Genomic DNA, 22,817 nt, shown 5'->3' with positions numbered 1-22,817 from the left:
CGGCGGCCGGCGGAACGGTCACTTGGTCGGCTGGGCCTTCGAGGTGACGGTGATGGTGCCGGCGGCGATGTCCGCCTTGATCTTGTCGACCTCGGCCTTCAGGTCCGCCGGGACCTTGCTCTCGAAGTCGTGGTACGGGGCGATCGAGACGCCGTTGTTTGCCAGCGTGCCCACGAAGCCCGGGGTGGACTGCAGCTTCTCGCCACCGGCGGCCTTCAGCACGGCCTCCTTGACGGCCTCCGGGATGTTCTTGACGACAGTGGTCAGGATCGCCGAGCAGTCCGGGGTGCTCTCGCAGCCGTCGATGTCGACCCAGACGACCGAGTACTTGCCGCCCGAGGCCTTGGCCGCGGAGGTGGTGCCGAGACCGGCGCCACCGGCGACCGGCATCACGATGTCGGCGCCCTGCGCGACGAGCGCGTCGGAGACCTTCTTGCCCTCGTCCTGCTTCTCGAACGAGTTGGCGAAGGAGCCCTTCTGGGCGGCCTTGTCCCAGCCCAGGACCTGGACGTTCTTGCTCTTGGCCTTGTTGTAGTACGCGACGCCGTCGGCGAAGCCGTCCATGAAGATGGTGACCGGCGGGATCGGCAGGCCACCGTAGGTGCCGACCTTGCCGGTCTTGCTCATCCCGGCGGCCAGGTAGCCGGCCTGGAACCCGGCCTGCGCGGTGTCGAACTGCATCGGGTAGACGTTTGTCACGCCCGGGTTGGCGTCGACGATGCCGAACTGCTGGTTCGGGTTCTTCTCAGCCGCCGCCTTGGTGGCGTCCGACATCAGGCCACCGACGGCCAGGATGAAGTCGCACTTCTGGTTGACGAACCCGGTCAGGTTGACCTCGTAGTCCGCCTCGGCCTTCGACTGGACGTTCTTGATCTCGATCTTGTCGTTCTCCTTCTGCGCCTGCTGCAGGCCCTTCCAGGCCGAGGCGTTGAAGGACTTGTCGTCGATGCCGCCGACGTCGGTCACCATGCAGGCGCTGAACTTCTTGCCACCGTCGCCGCCGGCGTTGTTGTCGTCGTCCGGAGCCTCACCACACGCGGCAGCGCCCAGCACGAGTCCACCCGCCACGATGGCGGAGGCGATCCGCATCCCACGCACAGAGCGCAAGACGTCTCCTTCCCCTTGCGCACCGCGTCGTGCGCGGTGCACAGCCCTTCGCCGGCCTGCGGTGTGCCGCCGGCGTCCCACGTTACGGACGGGAGCGTACGCCCGCGCCCACCCACCGGCCGCCAATCGTGCACGACTGTTGAGCGTCCGTTACCCCGGCGTAACCCTTGGGTGGGGCAGGTCACTTATCCGGCCGGTGGGCGTGCGCGGTGGGTGTCGCGAACGTCCGTTTCCCGAGCTTCCCCGACTGCTGGCGAACTAACGCCAGAACACCGCGACGGCTGCGTTGACCAGCGTCAACCCGACGATCGCGAGGAAATGACCACGGTTGACGGTCTCCCGCTTACGAGAGAAGAAGACCATGACGAAGATGAGCAGCGCGAGCACCAACTTGGTAACAAGTTTCGCCGGGGCCGGCTCGTCCCCGTCGCGCAGCGGAGCGGACAGCCCGATGCCGGTGAGGACCTGGATGATCGCACCCCAGAGCATGGCGGCGTTGATCCGCAGCCGGCCGGTGACGTACTGGGCGATACCACCACCGAGCAGCAGCGCGAAACCGATCAGATGGACGTAGAGAAGAATCAGTCGAAGAGCTTCCACGCGCCCCATCCTCCCTCACCAACGACGCTTCGTAGTAGTCACCCCGCCGACCTGGCGTCATACCGTGACCCCCCTCCCCCGCGATCTTGCAGTTTCCGCCCCGACAAACGGGACGAAAGCCGCAAGCAACGGACCCCAACCGCAAGATCGCGGGCGAGAGGGCGGGCGGGAGGGCCGCTAGCGCAGGCGCCAGACCTGGAACGTGGGGCCGTCCGCAGGGAGCGTCACCGCACCCTCGGCGTCGGGGCGGAGGGCGGGGGCGTTGCCGTAGACGTTCTCTCCGGCCCCACGCCGGTCAGGTGGACGGGGGTGCCGGGGGCGCGTCTCGCCAGCACCAGCACCGTCGACGTGGGCGCCTCGCGGAGGAAGACGAGCGTGTCCGCGTCCGCGTGCACCCACCGCAGGCCGCCGTGCCGCAGCGCCGGCTCGTCGCGGCGCAGCGTCAGCAACGACCGGTACGCCTCGAACGTGCGCCGGTCCCAGCTCTCCGGCCGGTGCCACGGCATCGGGGTACGCGAGCCCTCCCCGTTCGTACCGGTCAGGCCCAGCTCGTCCCCGGCGAAGACCACAGGCGTGCCGGGCATGGTGGCGAGCAGTCCGGCCGCCACCTCCTGCCGGGCCGCGTCGCCGACCACGGTGCGGATCCGGGCCGAGTCGTGCGAGCCGAGCAGCTGCCACGAGTGCGTGTACGAGCGCCAGGACACCAGCGACCGGTAGGTGTTCATGGTGGCGAGCACCGCGCCCGCGTCGCGCCGCCGGACCCCGCCGGGGGTGCCGAGGAAGTTCGGCACCGGGTCGTCGCCGTGGCGCAGCCAGGACCAGACCGGGTCGGTGAAGCCGACGTAGTTCATCGTCCCGTGCCAGCCGTCGCGGTCCAGGTCACCGGTGTGGTCGTGGCCGTGCTCGGCCAGCAGCAGCCCGTCCGGCCGGGTGTCGGCGACCACCTCGCGCAGCAGCCGCGCCACCTCGTGGGTGTACGCGTCCGCACCCCGCCGGCCGGTCATGTTCGCCACGTCGACCCGCCAGCCGTCCAGCCCGTACGGCGGGCGCAGCCAGCGGCGCAGCAGCGAGTCCTCGGCGGTGGCGAACCGGTGGCGCAGTTCGGCGCTGCCCCAGTTCAGCTTCGGCAGCGACTTCACCCCGTTCCACGACTCGTAGTCCGCGCCGGGCAGGTCGAAGTAGTACAGCTCGCGTTCCGGCGCGTTCACGTCGGAGACGGCGGCGGTGAACCAGTCGTGGGCGTCGCCGGTGTGGTTGCTGGTGATGTCGCCGAGCAGCCGCCAGCCCCGGGCGTGCACCGCGTCGGCGAGACGGGCCAGCGCCGCGTCGCCGCCGAGCAGCGGATCGACGGTGTCGAAGCTCGACGCGTCGTACCTGTGGTTGGACCGCGCCGGGAAGACCGGCGTGAGGTAGACGGTGTTGACGCCGAGCCGGTCCAGGTGGTCCAGGTGCTCGGTGACGCCGTCGAGGTCGCCGCCGTAGAACTGGCGGGGCGTCTCCGGGCCGCGGCCGACGACCGGGGTGTCCCAGTCGCACGGGATCGCCCAGTCCGGCGTGGTCCGGCCGTCGGCGGCGGCCGAGCGGGCGAACCGGTCCGGGAAGATCTGGTAGATCACCGCGTCCCGCGCCCAGGCCGGCGGTGGCGCGTAGCTGACCAGCTTGAAGTCGCCGTTGTCCGGCACGTCGTGGCCGGACAGCCCGGCCGCGTTGAGCCAGCGGGTGCCGCGTTCGCCGTCGAGCAGGAAGCGGTAGTTGCTGACCGGGTTGCGGACCTCGACGTCGGCCCGCCACCACACGTCGTCGCCGTCGGTGCGGTCGACCCGTGCCTCGGCGAAGCGCGGCTCGCCGTCGCCGGTGGTGCGCACGTGTACCTGGGAGACGCCGGTTCCGGCCGGTACCCGGACGAAGACCGGCACGGTCTGCCCGAGCGCGGGCTCCTGCTCCGGGACGTAGGTGGCGGAGCCGTCGTGGTGCGGCTGAAGGGACATGGTGCTGCCTTTCGCGTCGTACCGACAGGGAGAGGGGGCGGGCACCCGCCGCGGTCGGTTCACCCGACCGCGGCGGTCCGCCCGAGAACCGCTCCGGTGTACGCCGACACGACGCCCTTGCCGCAGCGTGAGCCGAGGAGGCTCAGCCCTTTACCGCTCCGGAGGTGAGTCCGGAGACGATGTAGCGCTGGAGCAGCTGGAACACCAGCACCGTCGGGATCGCGGTGAGCAGCGTGCCCGCCGCGAACATCCCGAAGTTGTTGTTGCGCTCGCCCGCGACCAGGCCGAACATGCCGACCGCGAGGGTCTTCGACTCGGGTTCGGTGAGGAACACGTTGGCGATGATGAACTCGTTGATCGACCCGATGAACGCGAGCAGGCCGGTCACCGCCAGGATCGGCGCCACCAGCGGCAGCATGATCCGGAAGAAGACCTGCACGTGCGACGCGCCGTCCATGGTCGCCGACTCGTCCAGCTCCTTCGGCAGCGTGTCGAAGAAGCCCTTCATCAGCCAGGTGTTCGCGCCGAGCGCGCCACCCATGTAGAGCAGGAACAGGCCCCACGGGGTGTTGAACCCGATGGCCGGGTAGAGGTCGGTGAGCGTGGTGAAGATCAGGAAGATCGCCACGATCGCCAGGAACTGCGGGAACATCTGGATCAGCAGCAACGCGAGCAGGCCGACCCGGCGCCCGGCGAAACGCATCCGGGAGAACGCGTACGCCGCGAGCGACGACAGGAAGATCGACGCGAAGCTGGCCACGCCTGCCAGCAGCAGCGAGTTGAGGAACCAGTGGCCGAACGCGGTGTCGTCGAACAGGTTCGTGAAGTTCTCCAGCGACGCCCCGGTCGGCAGCAGCTCGGTGGAGGAGAGCGTGCCGAGCGGGTTGAACGCCGCCGAGATCACGAACAGGATCGGGAAGAGGCTGAACGCCACAGCCACCAGTCCGACCAGGTGCCGCCAGCCCACCTGGGTGAACCAGCGGCCGCGCGAGCGGCGGGCCGGCCGGCGGGTGGGTGCGGGCGTCTCCGCGATGGTGGTCACGAGTACACCTCCTCCTGCTTGCGGGTCCGCCGGAAGCTGATCGCCGACACCGTCGCCACGATCGCGAAGATGAAGATCGACACGGTGGCGGCCAGGCCGAACTCGGCACCCTGTGCGCCGAACGCGAGCCGGTACGTGTAGGTGATCAGCAGGTCGGTGGCGCCGTTACGCGGGTTGTCCGGCGCGAACGGGCCGCCCTCGGTGGTGAACAGGATCGCGTTGACGTTGTTGAAGTTGTACGCGAACGACGCGATCAGCAGCGGCGACAGCGCCACCAGCAGCAGCGGCAGGGTAACCGACCGGAACGACTGCCAAGGCGACGCGCCGTCGACCGAGGTGGCCTCGGTCAGTTCCCGGGGGATGGCCTGCAACGCGCCGGTGGCGACCAGGAACATGTACGGGTAGCCGAGCCACAACTGCACCAGCAGCACCGCGATCCGGGCCGACCAGTTGCCGCCGAACCAGTCGACGTCCAGCCCGAACAGGTTGTTGAGCAGGCCGAAGTCGGTGTTGAACATGTCCCGCCAGATCAGCAGCATGGCGAACGACGGCATGGCGTACGGCAGGATCAGCAGGATCCGGTAGAAGTTGGTGCCGCGCATCCGGGGCGAGTGCAGCGCGAGCGCGATCGCCATGCCGAGCAGGAACGTCAGGCCGGTGGAGCCGATCGCGAACGCGAAGTTCCAGGCCAGCGTGCCGAAGAACGGGCCGGAGATGTTCGGGTCGGTGAGCACGGTGCTGAAGTTCTTCAGCCCGACGTCGACCTTCCAGCCCTGGGCGAGGCGCTCGCCGTCGGCGGCGACGAAGGAGCCGGACTTCTCGTCGGCGGTCCAGGTCTTGCCGGTCTCACTGTCCTTGACGCAGTCGCACGCGGCGTCGTACGCCCGCGCCGCCTTGCCCTCGTACGCCCGGGTCAGGCCGTTGGAGCGGATGGCGCCCTCGTCGGTGGGCACGATGAGCGCGGTGACGGCCTCGCTGCGGCTGCTGGCCTGCCCGATGTTCAGCAGGGTGTAGCCGTCCGCGGCGGTGATCTTGCCGCTGAGGCTGCTCACCTCGACGTCGGCGGCGTCGAGCTTGCGTAGCCCGTCCGCGTCGCCGGCGAAGACGTCCTTGGTCTTCGGGTCGCTGAGGAGGAAGACCAGCGAGCCGGTCGCCGGGTCGCCGGTGGTGGCGATGGTGAGGTTGTACTCGGTCGAGCCGGGCACCTGCTTCACCGAAGAGGTCTGCACGGCGACGATCGCGTCGTCCTTGCTGCCGCGGTGGCCGTCGCCGAAGTTCGTGAACGCGGTGCTCGCGGTGTAGAGCACCGGGAAGATCTGGAACGCGATCAGGAAGAGCGTGCCGGGGACCAGGTACTTGGCCGGGATGTGCCGGCGGCTCAGGTAGAGGTAGAACAGGCCGGCGGTGGTGACCGCCAGGACGCCCAGCGCGAGCCAGTGCTCGGCCTCGATGAGCGGGAAGGCCGCCCAGATCGCGATCCCGGCCACCAGGCCGAGCAGGACCACCTTGACGACGAGGCCGGTCGCGGTGATCGGCGCGTGTTGCCGCGCGGTACGGGACGTGCGCGGGAGCCCACGGCGTACGGGCTCCCGGCCCGGGGCCTGCGGTGCAGACCCCGGGCCGGACAGCGGCGCGCTCATTACTTGATCTGACCCTGGATGGTCTTGCCGGCGGCCGTGATCGTCTTGGCCGGGTCGGCGCCACCGATGATGGCGGCCTCCGCCTTGCCGAACGGGTCCCAGATCGCGGCCATGGCCGGGATCGCCGGGAGGACCTGGCCGTTCTTACCGGCCTCGGAGAACTTGGCCAGGTCCGGGTCCTCGCCCTTGACCTGGTCGAAGGCGGCGGTCAGCGCCGGCGGGCGCGGCTCGGCCTTGTACAGCGCGACGGCAAGCTCGGGCTTGGTCACGTAGTTGGTGACGAACTCCTGGGCCAGGGCCTTGTTCTTGCCCTTGGCGGCCACGTAGAACGCCTGGACGCCCACGAACGGCTGGGCCTCCTTGCCACCGGCGAAGCCGGGGACCGGGGAGATGTCGTAGGAGATGTTGGCCTTCTTGGCGTCGGCCACGGCCCACGGGCCGGAGACCAGGAACGCGCACTTCTTGCCGGTGAAGGTGGCGATGGAGTTCTCGCCGGTGATGGAGCGCTTCAGCGCACCCTCGCCCTTCTCACCCAGCTTGGCGATCTTCTGGAAGGCAGCGATCGACTCCGGCTTGCCCACGCCCAGGTCCTTCGGGTCGTAGTCGCCGTTGGCCGAGGTGCCGAACAGGTAGCCGCCGCCCGAGGTGTAGAGCGGGTAGATGTGGTACGCGTCGCCGTTCTGGCCGGACTGCAGGCAGAGGATCTCGCTGGCCTTCTTCTCGGCCTTGAGCTTCTTGCCGGTGGCGACCAGGTCCTCGATCGTCTTCGGCGCCTCGGGGGCCAGCTCGGTGTTGCGGATCAGCGCGACGTTCTCGGTGGCGTAGGGCACGCCGTAGAGCTGGCCGTTGAACGTGACGGCCTTGATCGCGGTCTCGTTGAAGCCGGACTTCTGCTCGGCCGCGAGCTGCACCGGGTCGATGGCGCCGTTCTGGACCAGGTTGCCGATCCAGTCGTGCGCGCCGACCACGACGTCCGGGCCGCTGCCCTGCTGCGAGGCGGTGACGAAGTTGGTCTGCAGGTCCTTGGAGACGGCCTGGACCTCGACGGTCACGCCGTTCTCCTTGCCGAACTCCTCGGCGAACGGCTTGAGGGCGGCCGTGCGCTTGTCGTCGGCCCAGATGACCAGCTTGCCGCCGGTCGCCTTGGCGGACTCGCCGGCGGCCGGCTTGTCGTCGCTGCCGCTGTCACCACAGCCGGAGGCGGCGAGCGCCAGGCCGAGGACGGCGACCACACCCGCGGTACGGATGCGCATCGGTACTCCTGTCGTCATGGCGGCCCGCCGGGGGAAGGGCGGCCCGCCAGTGGAAACCTCTGAAAGTTCTTGCTGACCGGCGCCGAGACGCTGCGCCGCTGCTCTCGCATGTTGCGGGGACGTTAGCAAGAGGTTGCAGAGAATGGAAGGGCTTGCAGAAGTGTACGCAAGACTTTGCCGTTGGGCTAAAGTGCCGCACATGCGCGCTCGACTGTCCGACATCGCCCAACAGGCTGAAGTCAGCGAGGCCACGGTGTCGCGGGTGCTCAACGACCGCCCCGGTGTGGCCCCCGAGACCCGGCAGGCCGTCCTCACCGCCCTCGATGTGCTCGGCTACGAACGACCGGCCCGGCTGCGCAAGCGCAGCGCCGGGCTGGTCGGCCTGGTGGTGCCGGAGCTGGACAACCCGATCTTCCCGGCGTTCGCCCAGATCATCGAGTCCGCGCTCGCCCCCACCGGGTACACGCCGGTGCTCTGCACGCAGACGCCTGGTGGCGTCCGCGAGGACGAGTACGTGGAGATGCTGCTGGACCGTCAGGTCTCCGGCATCGTGTTCGTCTCCGGCCTGCACGCCGACACCGCCGCCGACCACGACCGCTACCGCACGCTGCTGGCCCGGCCGCTGCCGATCGTCATGATCAACGGGTACGCGCCCGGCATCCCCGCGCCGTTCGTCTCCTGCGACGACCGGGAGTCCGCCGAACTCGCCGTCGCCCACCTGGTCGCGCTCGGGCACCGCCGGATCGGCCTGATCACCGGCCCGGACCGGTTCGTGCCGGTGCAGCGCAAGGTCGCCGGCTACAAGGCCGCGATGGGGCGCCTGACCGACATCACCGAGGACGAACTGACCGAGCTGACCGAGCTGTCGCTGTTCGGCGTCGAGGGCGGCGAGGCGGCCGCCGGCCGACTCATCGAGCGCGGCGTGACCGGGCTCGTCTGCGGCTCGGACCTGATGGCGCTCGGCGCGATCCGGGCCGCCCGCCAGCGCGGGCTGTCGGTGCCGGGCGACATCTCCGTGGTCGGGTACGACGACTCCCCGCTGATGGCGTTCACCGACCCGCCGCTGACCACCGTGCGCCAGCCGGTGGCCGCCATGGCGGTGGCGGCGGTGCGGGCTCTGGTCGACGAGATCAACGGCCACCCCTCCCCCAACTCCGAGTACCTGTTCCGCCCCGAGCTGGTGGTACGCGGCTCGACTGCGGTGACCCGCCCCGCCGACCCCCCGAAGCGCCAGCGCCCCGCCCCGCCCCTCCCCATCCCCGCCTGACCCCCCGCGCCCCTCCCTCTCCCCGCCGCCCTCCCCCTTCTCCCCGTTGATCAAGGAGTTTGCGGCGGAGTCGATCTCCCTCCCGGACACAAACCCCTTGATCACCGCCCAAACCCGTCCGGACCTGGGCGGGGCGATCATGAAGTTGGCGGGGATGAATCGGGCGGTGGCGGGGACTGTCAACTTCATGATCGACGGGGTTGGGCGGGCGGTGAGGGGTGGGTGGGTGTCCCGGGATGCGGGAGACGGCGTGGGGGCAGCGGCGGGTGATGGCTGTCATTTCTTGCGCAAGGAATGCTTGACTCTTGCAGTGTGATGGCGGCATTCTTCTCAGACACCCTGCGCCGCACCAGAAGCCGCCACAGAACGGGATCGACAGCGATGACCTCCGCCCCCAGCACCACCCCTCGCACCGCCGACGACGACTGGTGGCGGTCCGCTGTCGTCTACCAGGTGTACGTCCGCAGCTTCGCTGACGCGAACGCCGACGGCGTGGGTGACCTCCAGGGCATCCGGCAGCGCCTGCCGTACCTGCGCGACCTCGGCGTGGACGCGCTCTGGCTGACGCCGTTCTACACCTCGCCGCAGGTCGACGCCGGCTACGACGTGTCCGACTACCGGGACGTCGACCCGCTGTTCGGCAACCTGACCGACTTCGACGAGATGATCACCGACGCGCACGCGCTCGGCCTGCGGATCATCGTCGACATGGTGCCGAACCACACCTCCAGCGCGCACCCGTGGTTCACCGCCGCGCTCGCCGCCGGGCCCGGCTCGCCGGAGCGTGAGCGCTACCTGTTCGCCGACGGCAAGGGCGAGCAGGGCGAGCTGCCGCCGAACGACTGGGAGAGCATCTTCGGCGGCCCGGCGTGGACGCGCGTGGTCGACGGCCAGTGGTACCTGCACCTGTTCGACCCGGCCCAGCCCGACCTGAACTGGCGCCACCCGGAGGTGCGGGCCGAGTTCGAGGACGTGCTGCGCTTCTGGCTGGACCGCGGCGTGGACGGCTTCCGGATCGACGTGGCGCACGGGATGATCAAGGCCGAGGGCCTGCCGGACGTCGGCTTCAACTCGATGACCACCGGCCAGCGTCAGTCCGAGCTGCTGGGCAAGGGCCGGCTGCCGTACTTCGACCAGGACGAGGTGCACGACATCTACCGCGCCTGGCGGCCGATCCTGGACAGCTACCCGGGCGGCCGGATGGCTGTCGCCGAGGCGTGGGCCGAGACGCCGCAGCGCCTGGCCCGCTACATCGGCCCGGACGAGCTGCACCAGGCATTCAGCTTCGACTTCCTCGACGCCACCTGGTCGGCCGACTCGTTCCGCAAGGTGATCGACACGGCGCTGGCCGAGTCCACGATCGTGGGCGCGCCGACCACCTGGGTGCTCTCCAACCACGACCGGCAGCGGCACGTCACCCGGTACGGCGACGGCGAGGTCGGCCTGCGCCGCGCCCGCGCCGCCGCGCTGCTGATGTTCGCGCTGCCCGGCTGCGCGTACGTCTACCAGGGCGAGGAACTGGGCCTGCCGGAGGTGCTGGACCTCCCCGACGAGCTGCGTCAGGACCCGGCGTTCCGGCGTACCGGGGAGAGCCGCGACGGCTGCCGCGTGCCGATCCCGTGGGGTGGCGACCTGCCCCCGTACGGCTTCGGGCCGGACGGCAGCGAGCTGAGCTGGCTGCCGGCGCCGGCGACCTGGCGGGAGCTGTCGGTGGCCGCCCAGGCCGGTGCGCCCGGCTCGACGCTGGAGCTGTACCGGACCGCGCTGCGCGTCCGGCACGAGCACCCGGCGCTGGCCGGCCTGGACGGCATCACCTGGCTGGAGACCGAGCCCGGCGTACTCGCGTTCCGCCGCACCGCCGGCGACGCCGAGGTGACGTGCGTGGTGAACATCAGCGGCGCCGACGTGACGGTGAGCGGCCACGGCCGCCCGCTCGTCGCCAGCGCCGACCTCACCGAGCGGGGCGACGGGTACGTCCTGCCGGTGGACGCGGCTGCGTGGTTCGAACGGCGCTGAGCCGGGTAACCCGCCAACGACCTGGCCGTCCGTTGTGCCCCGCGCCGACGGGCGGCTGGGCTGCCGACCCCTTGTGGTGGGGGGTGAGGTGGCCCCGGCCCCTCGGGAGCACGCTCCCGGGGGGCCGGTGTCCATCGGGGAGCGAGCGCGCTCTCAGCCGCCCTTGGCGGTGAGCAGCGCGGCGATCCGGGCGAACCCGGCCCGGATCTCCTCCCGGTCGGGCGCCTTCGCCGGCTCGGGCTCCGGCTCGCGGTCGGCGGCGCGTTCCAGCTCCTCGTCGATGACGTCCTCGAAGTCGCCGTAGAGGTCCGCCTGGTCGATCTCGGCCGCCTCGTCCTCGGCGGCGATCTGCGCGGCGGCGATCTCGCCGCGGATCTCCTCCGGCGTCAGCGCCGGCAGCAGCGGCTCCACCACCGCCATCAGCTGCTCGTCGGCCACCACCGCCTCGGCGAGCGCCAGCGCGTGCTGTCGCTCGTACGGGCCGCAGACCACCGGCTCCCAGTCGTCCTCGGCGCCGAGCGGGCCGAACGTGATGATCCACGGCAGACCCCGGATCGGGGAGTCGTCCGGCAGGTCCAGTGTCACGAGTGCGCCCACCGGCCCATCATGGTCGCCGCGTGTCGGACCGGGGAACGCAATCATCGGACTCTCCCCGCTTCGGGGACCACGCTCAGCCACACGTACCGGCGTCCAGCGCCGCACGGACCAGCGCGACCGCCCGCTCCGGCGCGACACCCAGGCGACGCGCCTCGGCGGCGTACTCGGCGGCGGCCCGCTGCAGCCGGTCGGTGGCGTCGTCCCGGCCGGGGGCCACCACCGTGCCGTGCCGGCCGCGCGTCTCCACCAGGCCGGCGCCCTCCAGTTCCCGGTACGCCCGCGCCACGGTGTTCACCGCCAGCCCCAGGTCGGCGGCGAGCTGCCGCACGGCCGGCAGCCGGGTGCCCACCGGCAGCCGCCCGTCGCCGATGCGCGCGGCGAACTGCGCCCGCACCTGCTCGTACGGCGGCACCGCCGACTCGGCGTCGATCCGGATCCGCGCGCTCATCCCGCCCCTCCCGGTGTCCCCGGTTCGGTCTCCTCGTCGAGCACGTCCGCCTCCACGTCCACCTCCCGGGCGCCGCCCTCGGCCAGGTCCACCACCCGGCCGTACCGGCTGGTCGCGGCGAGCGCCGCGCCGAAGAGCACCAACTGGTTGAGCAGGTAGAGGTAGAGCAGCAGGCCCACGGCGGTGGCGACCACCGTGTACGCGGGGTTCCGCTCGGTGCGTACGACGTAGTAGCGCCCCACGGTGTTGAGCAGGGTGATCCCGACGGCGATGGTCAGGATCGCCGGGCGCAGCCGGCGCCGGCTCATCCGCAGCCGGGGCACTGCGAGCAGCAGCGCGGCGGCGAGCACGGCGTTGACGAGCACGCTCAGCACCGCGCTGACGGTGGTCAGGCCCACCGAGCCGGTGCTGCGCAGCAGGAAGCGCAGCAGCGACTCCAGCGCGTCCACGGCGGCGACCGAGACGAACAGCAGCACGAAGACGGCGACCAGCACGCCCAGGTCGACCAGGCGCCGCACCACCAGGTTGCCGGGCTGCTGGTTGAAGCCGTACATCAGCCGCTGCGAGGACCGGATCGCCTCCACCCAGGCGATGCCGGTGAAGACCAGGATGACGAGGCCGATCACGCCGACGGTGCCGCTGCTCTCGGCGATCAGCGCCGGGTCGAGAAAGGGCAGGTTCTCCTCCAGGAAGTCGGCCGCCGCGCGGCTGACCTCCTCGTTGTCCCGCAGCACCGCGCCGAAGACCCAGTACGCGACCAGGGCGAGCGCGAACACGGCGAAGAAGCCGTAGTACGCGATGGCGGCGGCGAGCCGCCCGGCGAGCAGGTCGGCGTAGAGCGTCCCGGCCCGCCAGAGGTGGTCGAAGACCGACGAGCGGCTCCGGGCCGCGTCGATGCGGCGCCCCACCGCCGCCTCGATCCGGCCGAAGACGTTCACCCCGTCATCCTCGCCGATCTCCGCCCCCGGCGGAGGGGCCCCGGCCGGTCGGATGTTCAGCTGCGGCCGCCGAGCCGGAAGTCGCGGCGGGGCTGCCACCGGGTCGCCCCGCTGTGCGAGAACAGCGTGAACGCGTCCACCTGGAACAACGCGGAGAAGTCGGCGAGATCCTCGTACGCCTTGTCGAGCACCTCGGGTGGCACGTCCTGCGCCACTGTGACGTGCGGGTGGTACGGGAACCGCAGCTCGCGCCGCAGCTCGGGGGCCGAGTTGATCGCGGCGGCGAGCAGCTCGCACTCGCTGATCCCGGCCGCCACCGCCACGAAGACCACCTGGGTCACCGGGCGGAACGTGCCGGTGCCGCGCAGGTGCAGCGTGAACGGCAGGTGCGCGGCGGCGACCCGGTCCAGGTGCTCCTCGACGGCGGGCAGCGCGCGTACCGGGATCTCGGTGGGCCCGAGGAGGGTGACGTGCGCGGGGACGGCGAGCGGGTCGCCGGCCTCGACCCGGCGGCGGGTGAGCATCCCGCCCCAGGGCTCGGGGACGTCGACCGCGATCCCGATCTGGATCGTGTCCGCGCCGCCCGGCGCCGTGTCACTGCCCGCCACGTCGCGCGCCACCCCTCCGGCCACCGGCTGCGTCACCCGTCTCCGCCCGTCCGGGCCGTTACTCGAACCGCACCGGCGGGAAGAAGCCGACCCGCTCGTACACGTCCCGCAGCGTCCCGGCGGCCACCGACCGGGCCTTCTCCGCGCCCCGCGCCAGCAGCTTGTCGAGCTGGGCCGGGTCGTTCAGGTAGGCGTTCGTGCGTTCCTGGATCGGCGTGACGAACTCCCGCACCACCTCGGCGAGGTCCTTCTTCAGGTCGCCGTAGCCCTTGCCGTCGTACGCGGCGACCAGGTCGTCGATGGACCGGCCGGACAGCGCGGAGTAGATCGTCAGCAGGTTGGTGATGCCCGGCTTGCCCTCGGCGTCGAAGACGATCTCGCGGCCGGTGTCGGTGACCGCCGAGCGGATCTTCTTGGCCGAGCGGGCCGGGTCCTCCAGCAGGTCGATGATGCCGGCCGGGGAGGACGACGACTTCGACATCTTGGCCGTCGGGTCCTGCAGGTCGGTGATCTTCGCGGTGTCCTTCACGATGTGCGGGGAGGGCACGGTGAAGGTGTTGCCGAACAGCGAGTTGAACCGCTGCGCCAGGTCGCGGGAGAGTTCCAGGTGCTGCCGCTGGTCCTCGCCGACCGGCACCGCGTTCGCCTGGTAGAGCAGGATGTCCGCGGCCTGGAGGATCGGGTACGTGAACAGGCCGACGCTGGCCCGCTCGCTGCCCTGCTTCTGCGACTTGTCCTTGAACTGGGTCATCCGGCCGGCCTCGCCGAAGCCGGTGATGCAGCCGAGCACCCAGGCGAGCTGCGAGTGCTCGGGCACCTGCGACTGCACGAACAGCGTGCTGCGCTCCGGGTCCAGGCCGAGCGCGAACAGCTGCGCGGCGGCGACCCGGCTGCGGCGCTTGAGCACCAACGGGTCGTGCCCCGCGGTGATCGCGTGCAGGTCGACGACGCAGTAGTAGGCGTCGTGGCTGTCCTGCAACGCCACCCAGTGCCGCAGCGCGCCCAGATAGTTGCCGAGGTGGAACGAGTCGGCCGTCGGCTGGATGCCGGAGAAGACGCGCGGGCGGGCGGGTACGTCGGACATGGCGGCAATTCTGTCAGCAAGCCCCGGCGTCCGTCATGACGGGCCGGTGGATCGGGCGGGTACGGGCGGAAGCGGACCGTTCACCTCACGCCGGGGCTCGGGCAGCCGCGCGGCGGAAACCGCCAGGCGGGACACGCGCCGGCCGTCGAGCGTGAGCACGCGCAGCAGCCAGCCCGCCGGATCGGCCGGAACCGATCCGGCGGCCGGGTCGACAGCCACCGGCACCTCGTCGCCCGCCACGGGCAGCCGGCCCAGGACGGCCATCACGTACCCGCCCACCGTCTCGTACGGCCCGGCGGGCAGCGACACCCCGGTGCGCTCGGCGAAGTCGGTCAGGTTGAGCCGGCCGTCGACCACCGCGGGCAGGCCGGCGGGTTCCGGTTCGAGCGGGCCGTGCTCGTCGTCGCGGATCTCCCCGACCAGCTCCTCGACCAGGTCCTCGCAGGTGACGATGCCGGCCGTGCCGCCGTACTCGTCGACGACGACGGCCAGGTGGTGGCCCTCCCGGCGCATCTCGGTGAGCGCCGCCAGCACGCGCTTGCTGTCCGGCAGGCGCTTCACCTCCCGGATCAGGTCGCCGACCAGGAGCAGCCGGTCCGCGTCCGGGCGCAGCAGCACGTCCCGCAGGTGCACCAGGCCGACCACGTCGTCGTGGGTGCCGTCGACCACCGGGTAGCGGGTGTGCGGGTCGGCCCGGACCAGCCGCTGGGCCTGCGTCAGCGGGAGCGCCGCGCTGAGGAAGACCACCTCGGTGCGTGGCACCATCACCTCGCGGACGAGCCGGGCGCCGGCGACCAGCACCTCGTCGATGATCCGCCGCTCGTCCGGGTCGAGCAGCGTGTTCGCCGCGACCAGGTCCCGTAGTTCGGCCTCGCTGATCCGTTCCCGCCCGGCGGTGGGGCTGGCCCCGAGCAGTGCGGTGACCAGGCGGGTCGCGCCGTCGGCGCCGCGCACCACGAGACGGGCCACGGTGCGGGCCAGCGGGCCGGGTTCGCGTCGGGGCCGCCCCGACGGTCGCCGCCGGGGCCCGGGACCACCACCCTCCCGCATGAGAAGGATGGTAGACAGCGGCCACCGTACGCTCGGCCCGATGTTCGGATCTGTTCAATCATGAAGGATTATGATGAAATGGAGGCGGACTCAACTCGACAGCCGCGCCACAGCCCTCGGCCGTAGGGTGATCGCGGGACGGCCGCCGCGGGACGCGGCCCAGGCAGGAGGACCGACGTGAAACTGCTCGTCACCGGCGGCGCCGGCTACATCGGCAGCGTGGTGACCCGGATGCTGCTCGACCACGGCCACCAGGTGACCGTGCTGGACGACCTGCGCACCGGTCACCGGGAAGCCCTCGCCCCCGACGCCACCCACGTCGAGCTGCCGGTGCACGAGGCCGCCCAGGTGCTCACCCCCGACGCCGGGTTCGACGGCGTGCTGCACTTCGCCGCGCTCATCGCCGCCGGCGAGTCGATGATCCGCCCCGAGCTGTACTGGCACACCAACACGGTCGGCTCGATCGCGCTCATCGACGCGGTGCGCGCCGCCCGGGTGCCCCGGATGGTCTTCTCCTCCACCGCCGCCGTCTACGGCAACCCCACCGAGCTGCCCATCCCGGAGACCGCCGTCAAGGCTCCCACCAGCACCTACGGCGCGACCAAGCTGGCCGTCGACATGGCGCTCACCTCCGAGGCGATCGCGCACGACCTGGCCGCCGTCTCGCTGCGCTACTTCAACGTCGCCGGGGCGTACCTGCGCGACGGGCTGGCCATCGGCGAACGGCACGACCCGGAGACGCACCTCATCCCGATCGCGCTCGACGTGGCCGCCGGGCGGCGGGAGAAGCTCCAGCTCTTCGGCGACGACTACCCCACAGTCGACGGCACCTGCGTACGCGACTACATCCACGTCGAGGACCTGGCCCGCGCCCACCTGCTCGCGCTGGACGCGGCCACCCCCGGCCGGCACCGCATCTACAACCTCGGCAACGGCAACGGCTTCACCAACCGGCAGGTGGTCGACGTGGTCCGCGAGGTCACCGGGCACCCGGTGCCGGTCGAGGTGGCCCCCCGCCGCGAGGGCGACCCGGCCGAGCTGGTCGCGTCCTCCGCGCTGGCCCGCGACGAGCTGGGCTGGACGCCGGCCAAGCCGACCCTGCACGACATGGTCGGCGACGCCTGGGCGTTCTACCGGGCGCACGTCGCGGCGCAGCCCTCATGAGCGTCGCCGACCGCGCCACCGCCGGCTTCCGGCAGCGGTACGGCACCGTGCCGGCGGGCCGCTGGGCGGCTCCCGGCCGGGTCAACCTGATCGGCGAGCACACCGACTACAACGACGGCTTCGTGCTGCCCTTCGCGCTGCCGCTGCGTACCGTGGTCGCCGCCGCGCCCGCCCCCGACGGACGCTGGACCGTCTGGTCGGAGCTGGACGACGACCCGGTCGAGTTCGGCGCGGCGGAGGCCGACGAGCCCGGCCGGGTCGACGGGTGGGCCGCCTACGTGGCCGGGGTGGTGTGGGCGCTGCGCGCCGACGGCCACGACGTGCCGGGCGCGCGGCTCGCCGTCGCCTCCGACGTGCCGGTCGGCTCCGGGCTCTCCTCGTCGGCGGCGATCGAGTCGGCGGTGCTGGCCGCGCTGGTCGACCTCGGCGGGCTCGACCTGCCCGCCGGGCGGTGGCCGCGGCTCGCCCAGCGGGCCGAGAACGACTACGTCGGCGCGCCCACCGGGATCATGGACCAGTCCGCGGTGATCCGCGGCCGGGCCGGGCACGCGCTGTTCCTCGACTGCCGCACCGAGGAGGTCGAGCAGATCCCGTTCGACCTGGACGGCAACGGGCTGGCCGTACTGGTGATCGACAGCCGGGCGCCGCACCGGCACGCGGACGGCGAGTACGCGGCCCGGCGCGAGAGCTGCGAGCGGGCCGCCGCGACGCTCGGGGTGAGCGCGCTACGCGACGTCGACGTGGCCGACCTCGACGCCGCGCTGGCGCGCCTCGACGACGACGAGACCCGCCGCCGGGTCCGGCACGTGGTGACCGAGAACCAGCGGGTGCTCGACACCGTCGCGCTGCTGCGCGCCGGGCGGGTCCGCGACACCGGTCCGCTGCTGACCGCCTCGCACGCCTCCATGCGCGACGACTTCGAGATCACCGTGCCGGAGATCGACATAGCGGTCGAGGCGGCGCTGTCCGCCGGGGCGTACGGCGCGCGGATGACCGGCGGCGGCTTCGGCGGCTGCGTGCTCGCCCTGGTCGACGCCGGCGCCGCCGACGCGGTGGCCGCCGCCGTCACGGAGGCGTACGCCGAGCGCGGCTTCACCGCTCCCGGCACGCTCACCGTCCTGCCGGCCGGCGGCGTCACCCGCCTGGACTGAACGCGAAAGGCCCCCGGCGCAGCGCCGGGGGCCTTCTCGTCACGTGCGTCAGCCAGCCTCGACGATCATGCCGGCGCCGACCGTACGGTTCGTCGACTCGTCGATGATCACGAAGCCGCCGGTGGTGCGGTTGCGGCGGTACTCGTCGGCCAGCAGCGGAACCGTGGTCCGCAGCCGCACCCGGCCGATCTCGTTGAGCTTCAGCTCGGCGGCCGTCTCGTCGCGGTGCAGCGAGTTGATGTCCAGCCGGTAGTGCAGCCCGCGCACGATCGCCCGCGCCGAACGGGTCGTGTGCTTGATCGCGTACTTGCCGCCGACCTGCAACGGCCGCGTCTCGTCCATCCAGCAGATCATCGCCTCGATGTCCTGCACGGCCATCGGGGCGTTGTTCGGCCGGCAGATCATGTCGCCGCGGGAGATGTCCAGCTCGTCGGTCAGCCGGACCGTCACCGACATCGGCGGGAACGCCTCGTCCACCGGGCCGTCCGCGGTCTCCACCGCCGCGATCCGGCTGGTGAAGCCCGACGGCAGCACCATGACCTCGTCGCCCGGCTTGAGCACGCCCGAGGCCACCTGACCGGCGTAGCCCCGGTAGTCGGTGACGGTGGTGGACTGCGGCCGGATCACGTACTGCACCGGGAACCGCACGTCGACCAGGTTGCGGTCCGAGGCGATGTGCACCCGCTCCAGGTGGTGCAGCAGCGACGGGCCCTCGTACCAGGGCATGTTCTCCGAGCGGGTGACGATGTTGTCGCCCTGCAGCGCGGACACCGGCACCACTGTCAGGTCCGGCACGTCGAGCTTCGCGGCGAACGCGGTGAACTCGTCCGCGATCCGCTCGTAGACCTCCTGCGACCAGTCCACCAGGTCCATCTTGTTCACGCACAGGACCAGGTGCGGCACCCGCAGCAGCGAGCAGAGGAACGCGTGCCGGCGGGACTGCTCCACCAGGCCCTTACGCGCGTCCACCAGGATCAGCGCCAGGTCGGCGGTGGAGGCGCCGGTGACCATGTTCCGGGTGTACTGGATGTGCCCCGGGGTGTCGGCGATGATGAACTTCCGCCGCGGCGTGGCGAAGTAGCGGTACGCCACGTCGATGGTGATGCCCTGCTCCCGCTCGGCGCGCAGGCCGTCGGTGAGCAGCGCCAGGTTGGTGTACTCGTCGCCACGGGCCGCGCTGACCGCCTCGACGGCGGCGAGCTGGTCGCTGAACAGCGACTTGGTGTCGTAGAGCAGACGGCCGATCAGCGTCGACTTGCCGTCGTCGACACTGCCCGCGGTGGCGAACCGCAGCAGGTCCATCGGCCGCGCGGTCTCGCTCTCGGCCGGGGCCAGGGTCTCGACGCTCATCAGAAGTAGCCCTCTCGCTTGCGGTCCTCCATGGCGGCCTCGCTGACCCGGTCGTCGCCGCGGGTCGCGCCGCGCTCGGTGATCCGCGTGGCGGCCACCTCCTCGATCACCTTCTCCACCGTGTCGGCGTCCGAGCGGACCGCCGCGGTGCAGGAGGCGTCACCCACGGTCCGGTACCGCACCTGGGCCTTGAACGGCTGCTCACCGGCGCGGGCCCGGAAGAACTCGTTCACCGCGTAGAGCATGCCGTCGCGCTCGACCACCTCGCGCTCGTGCGCGTAGTAGATCGACGGCAGCGGAATCCGCTCCCGCTCGATGTAGTGCCAGACGTCCAGCTCGGTCCAGTTCGACAGCGGGAACACCCGGATCGACTCGCCCGGGTGGTGCCGGCCGTTGTAGAGCGCCCACAGCTCCGGACGCTGGTTCTTCGGATCCCACTGGCCGAACTCGTCGCGGAAGCTGAACACCCGCTCCTTGGCCCGCGCCTTCTCCTCGTCGCGCCGGGCACCGCCGAACAGCGCGTCGAAGCGGTGCTTCTCCACCGCCTCCAGCAGCACCGGCGTCTGGATCCGGTTACGCATGCCGTCGGCCGACTCGCGGACCAGGCCCTTGTTCAGCGCCTCCGGCACGCTCGCCACGATGAGCTGCAGGCCCAGCTCGGCCACCCGCTGATCGCGGTAGTCGAGCACCTCGGGGAAGTTGTGCCCGGTGTCCACGTGCATCACCGGGAAGGGGATGTTGGCCGGCGCGAACGCCTTCTGGGCCAACCGGAGCATCACGATCGAGTCCTTGCCGCCGGAGAACAGCAGCACCGGCCGTTCCATCTCGGCGACGACCTCGCGCATCACGAAGATGCTCTCCGCCTCGAGCGCGTCGAGGTGCGACACCTGGTACGCGGCGGGGGACGTCATGACACGAACTCGATTCGCACGGATCCGTACATCGGATTCCAGACCTTTCAGGTCGGACTCGTGAAGAAGAACGCTCAGGTTACCCGGAATGCCGCTGCAACGCTGCAAGCAACCGACTCGCGAGATCCTTGCGGCAGACCAGCAGATCCGGTAGACGCGGGTCGGCCCCGTTGTATTTCAGCGCAGAACCGTCGATCCGGGAAGCATGCAGACCGGTGGCCGTCGCCACAGCGACCGGAGCGGCCGAATCCCACTCGTACTGACCGCCCGCGTGGATGTACGCGTCGACCTCACCGGTGACCACGGCGGCGATCTTCGCGCCCGCCGAGCCCATCGGAACCAGATGAGCGCCGACGTCCTCTGCCAGGTCGGTCAGGAAAACCGGCGGACGGCTTCGACTGGCCGCCAACCGGATGACCCGCGCGCCGCCGCCGGTGGCCGCCTCCACAGTCATCGGCGGGTACGCCGGCGGGTGGTCCGTGCCGAGCACCCGGTGCTGCGCCGGCAGCGCCACCGCGCCCGCCACCAGACCGTGCGGCCTCGACGCGTTACGCGACCAGAGCGCCACGTGCACCGCCCAGTCCGCGCGCCCCTCCTCCGCGTACTCCCGGGTGCCGTCCAGCGGATCGATGATCCAGACCCGGTCCGCGGTCAGGCGCGACAGCGCCGCGTCTGTCACCTCCGCCGTCCAGGCCAGCCGCGAGCCCTCGTCCTCCTCCGACAGCACCGCGTCCGCCGGCCGCCACTTCGCCAGCTCGGTGCGGATCAGATCGTGCGAGACCTTGTCACCGGCCGACCGGAGCGCGCCCGCGTCGGCGAAGCCCATCTCCGCGCGCAGGGCCGTCAGCGCCTGACCGGCCCGGGACGCCAGCCACCGGGCGAACCCGCCGTCGATCATCGGAGGACTGCCCATGATGCTCCCGTCACCCGCCTTCGCTCCCGCCGCCCGAGGCTACCGGCCGGGCTCCGCCCCGCCGGTCAACCCCCGTGGTACAGGTTCTGCGTCGGCTCCACGCCCTTCAGAACCACGGACTCCACCACGTCCGCCGCGCGGTCCACCAGGAACTCCAGCTCCTTGCGCTCCGACGGGGAGAAATCCGAGAGTACGTAGTCAGCCGGGTCCTGCCGGCCCGGCGGCCGGCCGATGCCGAACCGCACCCGCACGTAGTCCTTGGTGCCGAGCGACTTCGACATCGAGCGCAGACCGTTGTGCCCACCCTCGCCGCCGCCGCACTTCACCCGCACCTGCCCGTACGGGATGTCCAGCTCGTCGTGCACCGCGATCACGTGCGCCGGCGGGATCTTGTGGAACTGCGCCAGCCCAGCCACCGGACCGCCGGAGAGGTTCATGTACGTCAACGGCTTCAACAGCACCAGCTTCGGACCGCCGAACCCCAGCCGCCCCTCCGCGGCCTCGGCCATCGCGCGCTTGTGCCGCCCGAACTTCGCGCCCACCCGGGCCGCCAGCAGGTCGGCCACCATGAACCCGACGTTGTGCCTGTTGCCCGCGTACTCCCGGCCGGGGTTGCCCAGGCCGACCACCAGCCACGGCCCCGCCTCGTCCGTCACCCGACGCCCCTTCCCGCTCGCTCGCCCGACCAGCCGTCCCGATACGCCGACAGGCGCCCCCGGGAACCGGGGACGCCTGTCGCACAGCCTTGCGGACCGGTCAGGCCTCGGTCTTCGCCTCGGCCGGGGCCTCCTCGCCCTCGGCGGCCGGAGCGCCCTCGGCACCCTCGGCGGTCTCCTCGCCGACCTCGGCCTCGGCCTCCTCGGTGGCCTCCTCGACCTCGGGGAGGGTGGCCTCGAGCTGCTCGGCGGTCGGCGCGGCGGTCACCGAGGCGACAGCGGTCTCCTCGTCGGTGGCCAGCTCGACGCCGGCCGGCAGCTCGACGTCGGCGGCGGTGATCGTGGTGCCCGGCTCGGCGCCCTCGATCGACGCCTCCAGGTGGTCCGGCACCTTGGTCGCGTCGGCGGTCACCGACAGCGTGTCGTGGTCGTGCACGATCAGCGTGTCCTTCGCGGCCTCACCGGTCAGCTGGACCGGGACCTCGACGGTGACCTTCTCGCCACGGCGGACCAGCAGCAGGTCCACGTGCTCGAAGGTGTCCTTGATCGGGTCACGCTGGATCGCCTTCGGCAGCGCCAGCACCTGGGTGCCGTCGCTGACCTCGATCGCGAAGAGCTGGTTCGCGCCGCCCTTACGGATCGCGGCGGCGAACTCCCGCGCCGGAAGCGCGATGTGCTTGGGCTTCTCGCCGTGGCCGTACAGCACGGCGGGCACCTTGCCGGCCCGGCGGGTACGACGGGCACCACCCTTGCCGAACTCGGTACGGGGCTCGGCGCTGATCTTTACCTCGGACACGGGGAAACTCCTGATGCTTCGCTGCGGCGGCTTGTCGTCTGGCGGTGCTGGGGCGAGGGGCTCGCTGGGGCTAGGGTCATGAACGACCGCCCGGAGCACCGCGTCGATGACGGCGCCTCCGTGCGGTGCTTGTCAGCAGCCCGCCGGGCACCCTCGCCGTGGCAACCGCACCAGTCTACCCGAGGGAATTCCCGGCTCTCCGGCAGTCCCCCATATCACCGCCCCGCCGGTTCCGCAG

21 protein-coding genes are annotated in these 22,817 nt (G+C 71.4%); 4 read left to right on the top strand and 17 right to left on the bottom strand.

What is annotated here, in order from left to right:
* Positions 1-18: 18 nt before the first annotated feature.
* The 6 genes from CLT75_RS28630 to CLT75_RS28605 form a co-directional block, all read right to left on the bottom strand.
* Complete coding sequence (locus CLT75_RS28630) at positions 19-1,089, bottom strand: BMP family ABC transporter substrate-binding protein (protein WP_167797020.1); 1,071 nt, start codon at positions 1,087-1,089, stop codon at positions 19-21.
* Positions 1,090-1,365: 276 nt separating this feature from the next.
* Positions 1,366-1,707 carry a hypothetical protein gene (locus CLT75_RS28625; RefSeq protein ID WP_128136717.1) on the bottom strand — a complete coding sequence of 114 codons (342 nt, stop codon included), beginning with the start codon at positions 1,705-1,707 and terminating at the stop codon, positions 1,366-1,368.
* A gap of 224 nt (positions 1,708-1,931) precedes the next feature.
* On the bottom strand, positions 1,932-3,695 hold the full coding sequence (locus CLT75_RS28620; protein WP_486485294.1) for a glycoside hydrolase family 13 protein: 1,764 nt from the start codon (positions 3,693-3,695) through the stop codon (positions 1,932-1,934).
* 142 nt (positions 3,696-3,837) lie between these two features.
* On the bottom strand, positions 3,838-4,737 hold the full coding sequence (locus CLT75_RS28615; RefSeq protein ID WP_135243264.1) for a sugar ABC transporter permease: 900 nt from the start codon (positions 4,735-4,737) through the stop codon (positions 3,838-3,840).
* On the bottom strand, positions 4,734-6,377 hold the full coding sequence (locus CLT75_RS28610; protein ID WP_135243263.1) for an ABC transporter permease subunit: 1,644 nt from the start codon (positions 6,375-6,377) through the stop codon (positions 4,734-4,736). Before CLT75_RS28610 ends, CLT75_RS28615 begins: the two co-directional genes overlap by 4 nt.
* Positions 6,377-7,630, bottom strand: a complete 1,254-nt coding sequence (locus tag CLT75_RS28605) for a sugar ABC transporter substrate-binding protein (RefSeq protein WP_135243262.1) — start codon at positions 7,628-7,630, stop codon at positions 6,377-6,379. Before CLT75_RS28605 ends, CLT75_RS28610 begins: the two co-directional genes overlap by 1 nt.
* A gap of 199 nt (positions 7,631-7,829) precedes the next feature.
* Here CLT75_RS28605 and CLT75_RS28600 point away from each other — a divergent pair, with 199 nt between their 5' ends.
* Both CLT75_RS28600 and CLT75_RS28595 read left to right on the top strand, forming a co-directional pair.
* Entirely contained in the window at positions 7,830-8,897 is a 1,068-nt protein-coding gene (locus CLT75_RS28600) for a LacI family DNA-binding transcriptional regulator (RefSeq protein ID WP_135243261.1), read from the top strand.
* A gap of 381 nt (positions 8,898-9,278) precedes the next feature.
* Complete coding sequence (locus CLT75_RS28595) at positions 9,279-10,913, top strand: glycoside hydrolase family 13 protein (RefSeq protein WP_135243260.1); 1,635 nt, start codon at positions 9,279-9,281, stop codon at positions 10,911-10,913.
* 153 nt (positions 10,914-11,066) lie between these two features.
* Here CLT75_RS28595 and CLT75_RS28590 read toward each other — a convergent pair whose 3' ends face one another.
* The 6 genes from CLT75_RS28590 to CLT75_RS28565 all read right to left on the bottom strand — a co-directional run bounded on the left by CLT75_RS28590 (position 11,067) and on the right by CLT75_RS28565 (position 15,638).
* Entirely contained in the window at positions 11,067-11,510 is a 444-nt protein-coding gene (locus CLT75_RS28590) for a hypothetical protein (RefSeq protein WP_194798657.1), read from the bottom strand.
* Positions 11,511-11,583: 73 nt separating this feature from the next.
* Positions 11,584-11,958: a GntR family transcriptional regulator gene (locus tag CLT75_RS28585; protein WP_135243258.1), complete on the bottom strand. Its 375-nt coding sequence runs from the start codon at positions 11,956-11,958 to the stop codon at positions 11,584-11,586.
* Entirely contained in the window at positions 11,955-12,896 is a 942-nt protein-coding gene (locus CLT75_RS28580) for a YhjD/YihY/BrkB family envelope integrity protein (RefSeq protein WP_135243257.1), read from the bottom strand. Before CLT75_RS28580 ends, CLT75_RS28585 begins: the two co-directional genes overlap by 4 nt.
* Positions 12,897-12,952: 56 nt before the next feature.
* Positions 12,953-13,540: a 2'-5' RNA ligase family protein gene (locus CLT75_RS28575; protein ID WP_135243256.1), complete on the bottom strand. Its 588-nt coding sequence runs from the start codon at positions 13,538-13,540 to the stop codon at positions 12,953-12,955.
* Between the two features lie 22 nt (positions 13,541-13,562).
* Positions 13,563-14,588, bottom strand: a complete 1,026-nt coding sequence (gene trpS / locus CLT75_RS28570; RefSeq protein ID WP_135243255.1) for a tryptophan--tRNA ligase — start codon at positions 14,586-14,588, stop codon at positions 13,563-13,565.
* Positions 14,589-14,621: 33 nt separating this feature from the next.
* Positions 14,622-15,638: a hemolysin family protein gene (locus CLT75_RS28565; protein ID WP_209310402.1), complete on the bottom strand. Its 1,017-nt coding sequence runs from the start codon at positions 15,636-15,638 to the stop codon at positions 14,622-14,624.
* Positions 15,639-15,815: 177 nt separating this feature from the next.
* On the opposite strand from CLT75_RS28565, the gene galE reads away from it, so the two are divergent.
* Positions 15,816-16,802 carry a UDP-glucose 4-epimerase GalE gene (gene galE / locus CLT75_RS28560; protein WP_135243254.1) on the top strand — a complete coding sequence of 329 codons (987 nt, stop codon included), beginning with the start codon at positions 15,816-15,818 and terminating at the stop codon, positions 16,800-16,802.
* The gene (gene galK, locus CLT75_RS28555) at positions 16,799-17,953 is read left to right on the top strand and encodes a galactokinase (RefSeq protein WP_135243253.1); all 1,155 of its coding nucleotides are present in this window, start codon (positions 16,799-16,801) and stop codon (positions 17,951-17,953) included. Before galE ends, galK begins: the two co-directional genes overlap by 4 nt.
* Positions 17,954-18,001: 48 nt before the next feature.
* Here galK and CLT75_RS28550 read toward each other — a convergent pair whose 3' ends face one another.
* The 5 genes from CLT75_RS28550 to CLT75_RS28530 all read right to left on the bottom strand — a co-directional run bounded on the left by CLT75_RS28550 (position 18,002) and on the right by CLT75_RS28530 (position 22,579).
* Entirely contained in the window at positions 18,002-19,303 is a 1,302-nt protein-coding gene (locus CLT75_RS28550) for a GTP-binding protein (protein ID WP_135243252.1), read from the bottom strand.
* Positions 19,303-20,214 carry a sulfate adenylyltransferase subunit CysD gene (cysD, locus tag CLT75_RS28545; RefSeq protein ID WP_135243251.1) on the bottom strand — a complete coding sequence of 304 codons (912 nt, stop codon included), beginning with the start codon at positions 20,212-20,214 and terminating at the stop codon, positions 19,303-19,305. Before cysD ends, CLT75_RS28550 begins: the two co-directional genes overlap by 1 nt.
* Before the next feature lie 79 nt (positions 20,215-20,293).
* The gene (locus CLT75_RS28540) at positions 20,294-21,127 is read right to left on the bottom strand and encodes an inositol monophosphatase family protein (protein WP_030274093.1); all 834 of its coding nucleotides are present in this window, start codon (positions 21,125-21,127) and stop codon (positions 20,294-20,296) included.
* A gap of 65 nt (positions 21,128-21,192) precedes the next feature.
* Positions 21,193-21,783 carry an aminoacyl-tRNA hydrolase gene (gene pth, locus CLT75_RS28535; protein WP_043326805.1) on the bottom strand — a complete coding sequence of 197 codons (591 nt, stop codon included), beginning with the start codon at positions 21,781-21,783 and terminating at the stop codon, positions 21,193-21,195.
* Positions 21,784-21,883: 100 nt separating this feature from the next.
* Positions 21,884-22,579, bottom strand: a complete 696-nt coding sequence (locus CLT75_RS28530; protein WP_013283957.1) for a 50S ribosomal protein L25/general stress protein Ctc — start codon at positions 22,577-22,579, stop codon at positions 21,884-21,886.
* Between the last annotated feature and the right edge of the window lie 238 nt (positions 22,580-22,817).

This window comes from Micromonospora sp. CNZ285 (assembly GCF_004637285.1).
Note: the sequence above shows the minus strand (reverse complement) of the source record. Positions and strands in the feature narration are given on the sequence as shown.

Bases quoted from the DNA above. Each gene is read 5' to 3' on its own strand.
- CLT75_RS28550 (WP_135243252.1), bottom strand. From the start codon at position 19,303: ATGAGCGTCGAGACCCTGGCCCCGGCCGAGAGCGAGACCGCGCGGCCG.
- CLT75_RS28605 (WP_135243262.1), bottom strand. From the start codon at position 7,630: ATGCGCATCCGTACCGCGGGTGTGGTCGCCGTCCTCGGCCTGGCGCTC.
- CLT75_RS28620 (WP_486485294.1), bottom strand. From the start codon at position 3,695: ATGTCCCTTCAGCCGCACCACGACGGCTCCGCCACCTACGTCCCGGAG.
- galK (WP_135243253.1), top strand. From the start codon at position 16,799: ATGAGCGTCGCCGACCGCGCCACCGCCGGCTTCCGGCAGCGGTACGGC.
- CLT75_RS28565 (WP_209310402.1), bottom strand. From the start codon at position 15,638: ATGCGGGAGGGTGGTGGTCCCGGGCCCCGGCGGCGACCGTCGGGGCGG.
- CLT75_RS28610 (WP_135243263.1), bottom strand. From the start codon at position 6,377: ATGAGCGCGCCGCTGTCCGGCCCGGGGTCTGCACCGCAGGCCCCGGGC.
- trpS (WP_135243255.1), bottom strand. From the start codon at position 14,588: ATGTCCGACGTACCCGCCCGCCCGCGCGTCTTCTCCGGCATCCAGCCG.
- CLT75_RS28585 (WP_135243258.1), bottom strand. From the start codon at position 11,958: ATGAGCGCGCGGATCCGGATCGACGCCGAGTCGGCGGTGCCGCCGTAC.
- CLT75_RS28630 (WP_167797020.1), bottom strand. From the start codon at position 1,089: ATGCGGATCGCCTCCGCCATCGTGGCGGGTGGACTCGTGCTGGGCGCT.
- cysD (WP_135243251.1), bottom strand. From the start codon at position 20,214: ATGACGTCCCCCGCCGCGTACCAGGTGTCGCACCTCGACGCGCTCGAG.
- CLT75_RS28540 (WP_030274093.1), bottom strand. From the start codon at position 21,127: ATGGGCAGTCCTCCGATGATCGACGGCGGGTTCGCCCGGTGGCTGGCG.
- CLT75_RS28595 (WP_135243260.1), top strand. From the start codon at position 9,279: ATGACCTCCGCCCCCAGCACCACCCCTCGCACCGCCGACGACGACTGG.
- CLT75_RS28600 (WP_135243261.1), top strand. From the start codon at position 7,830: ATGCGCGCTCGACTGTCCGACATCGCCCAACAGGCTGAAGTCAGCGAG.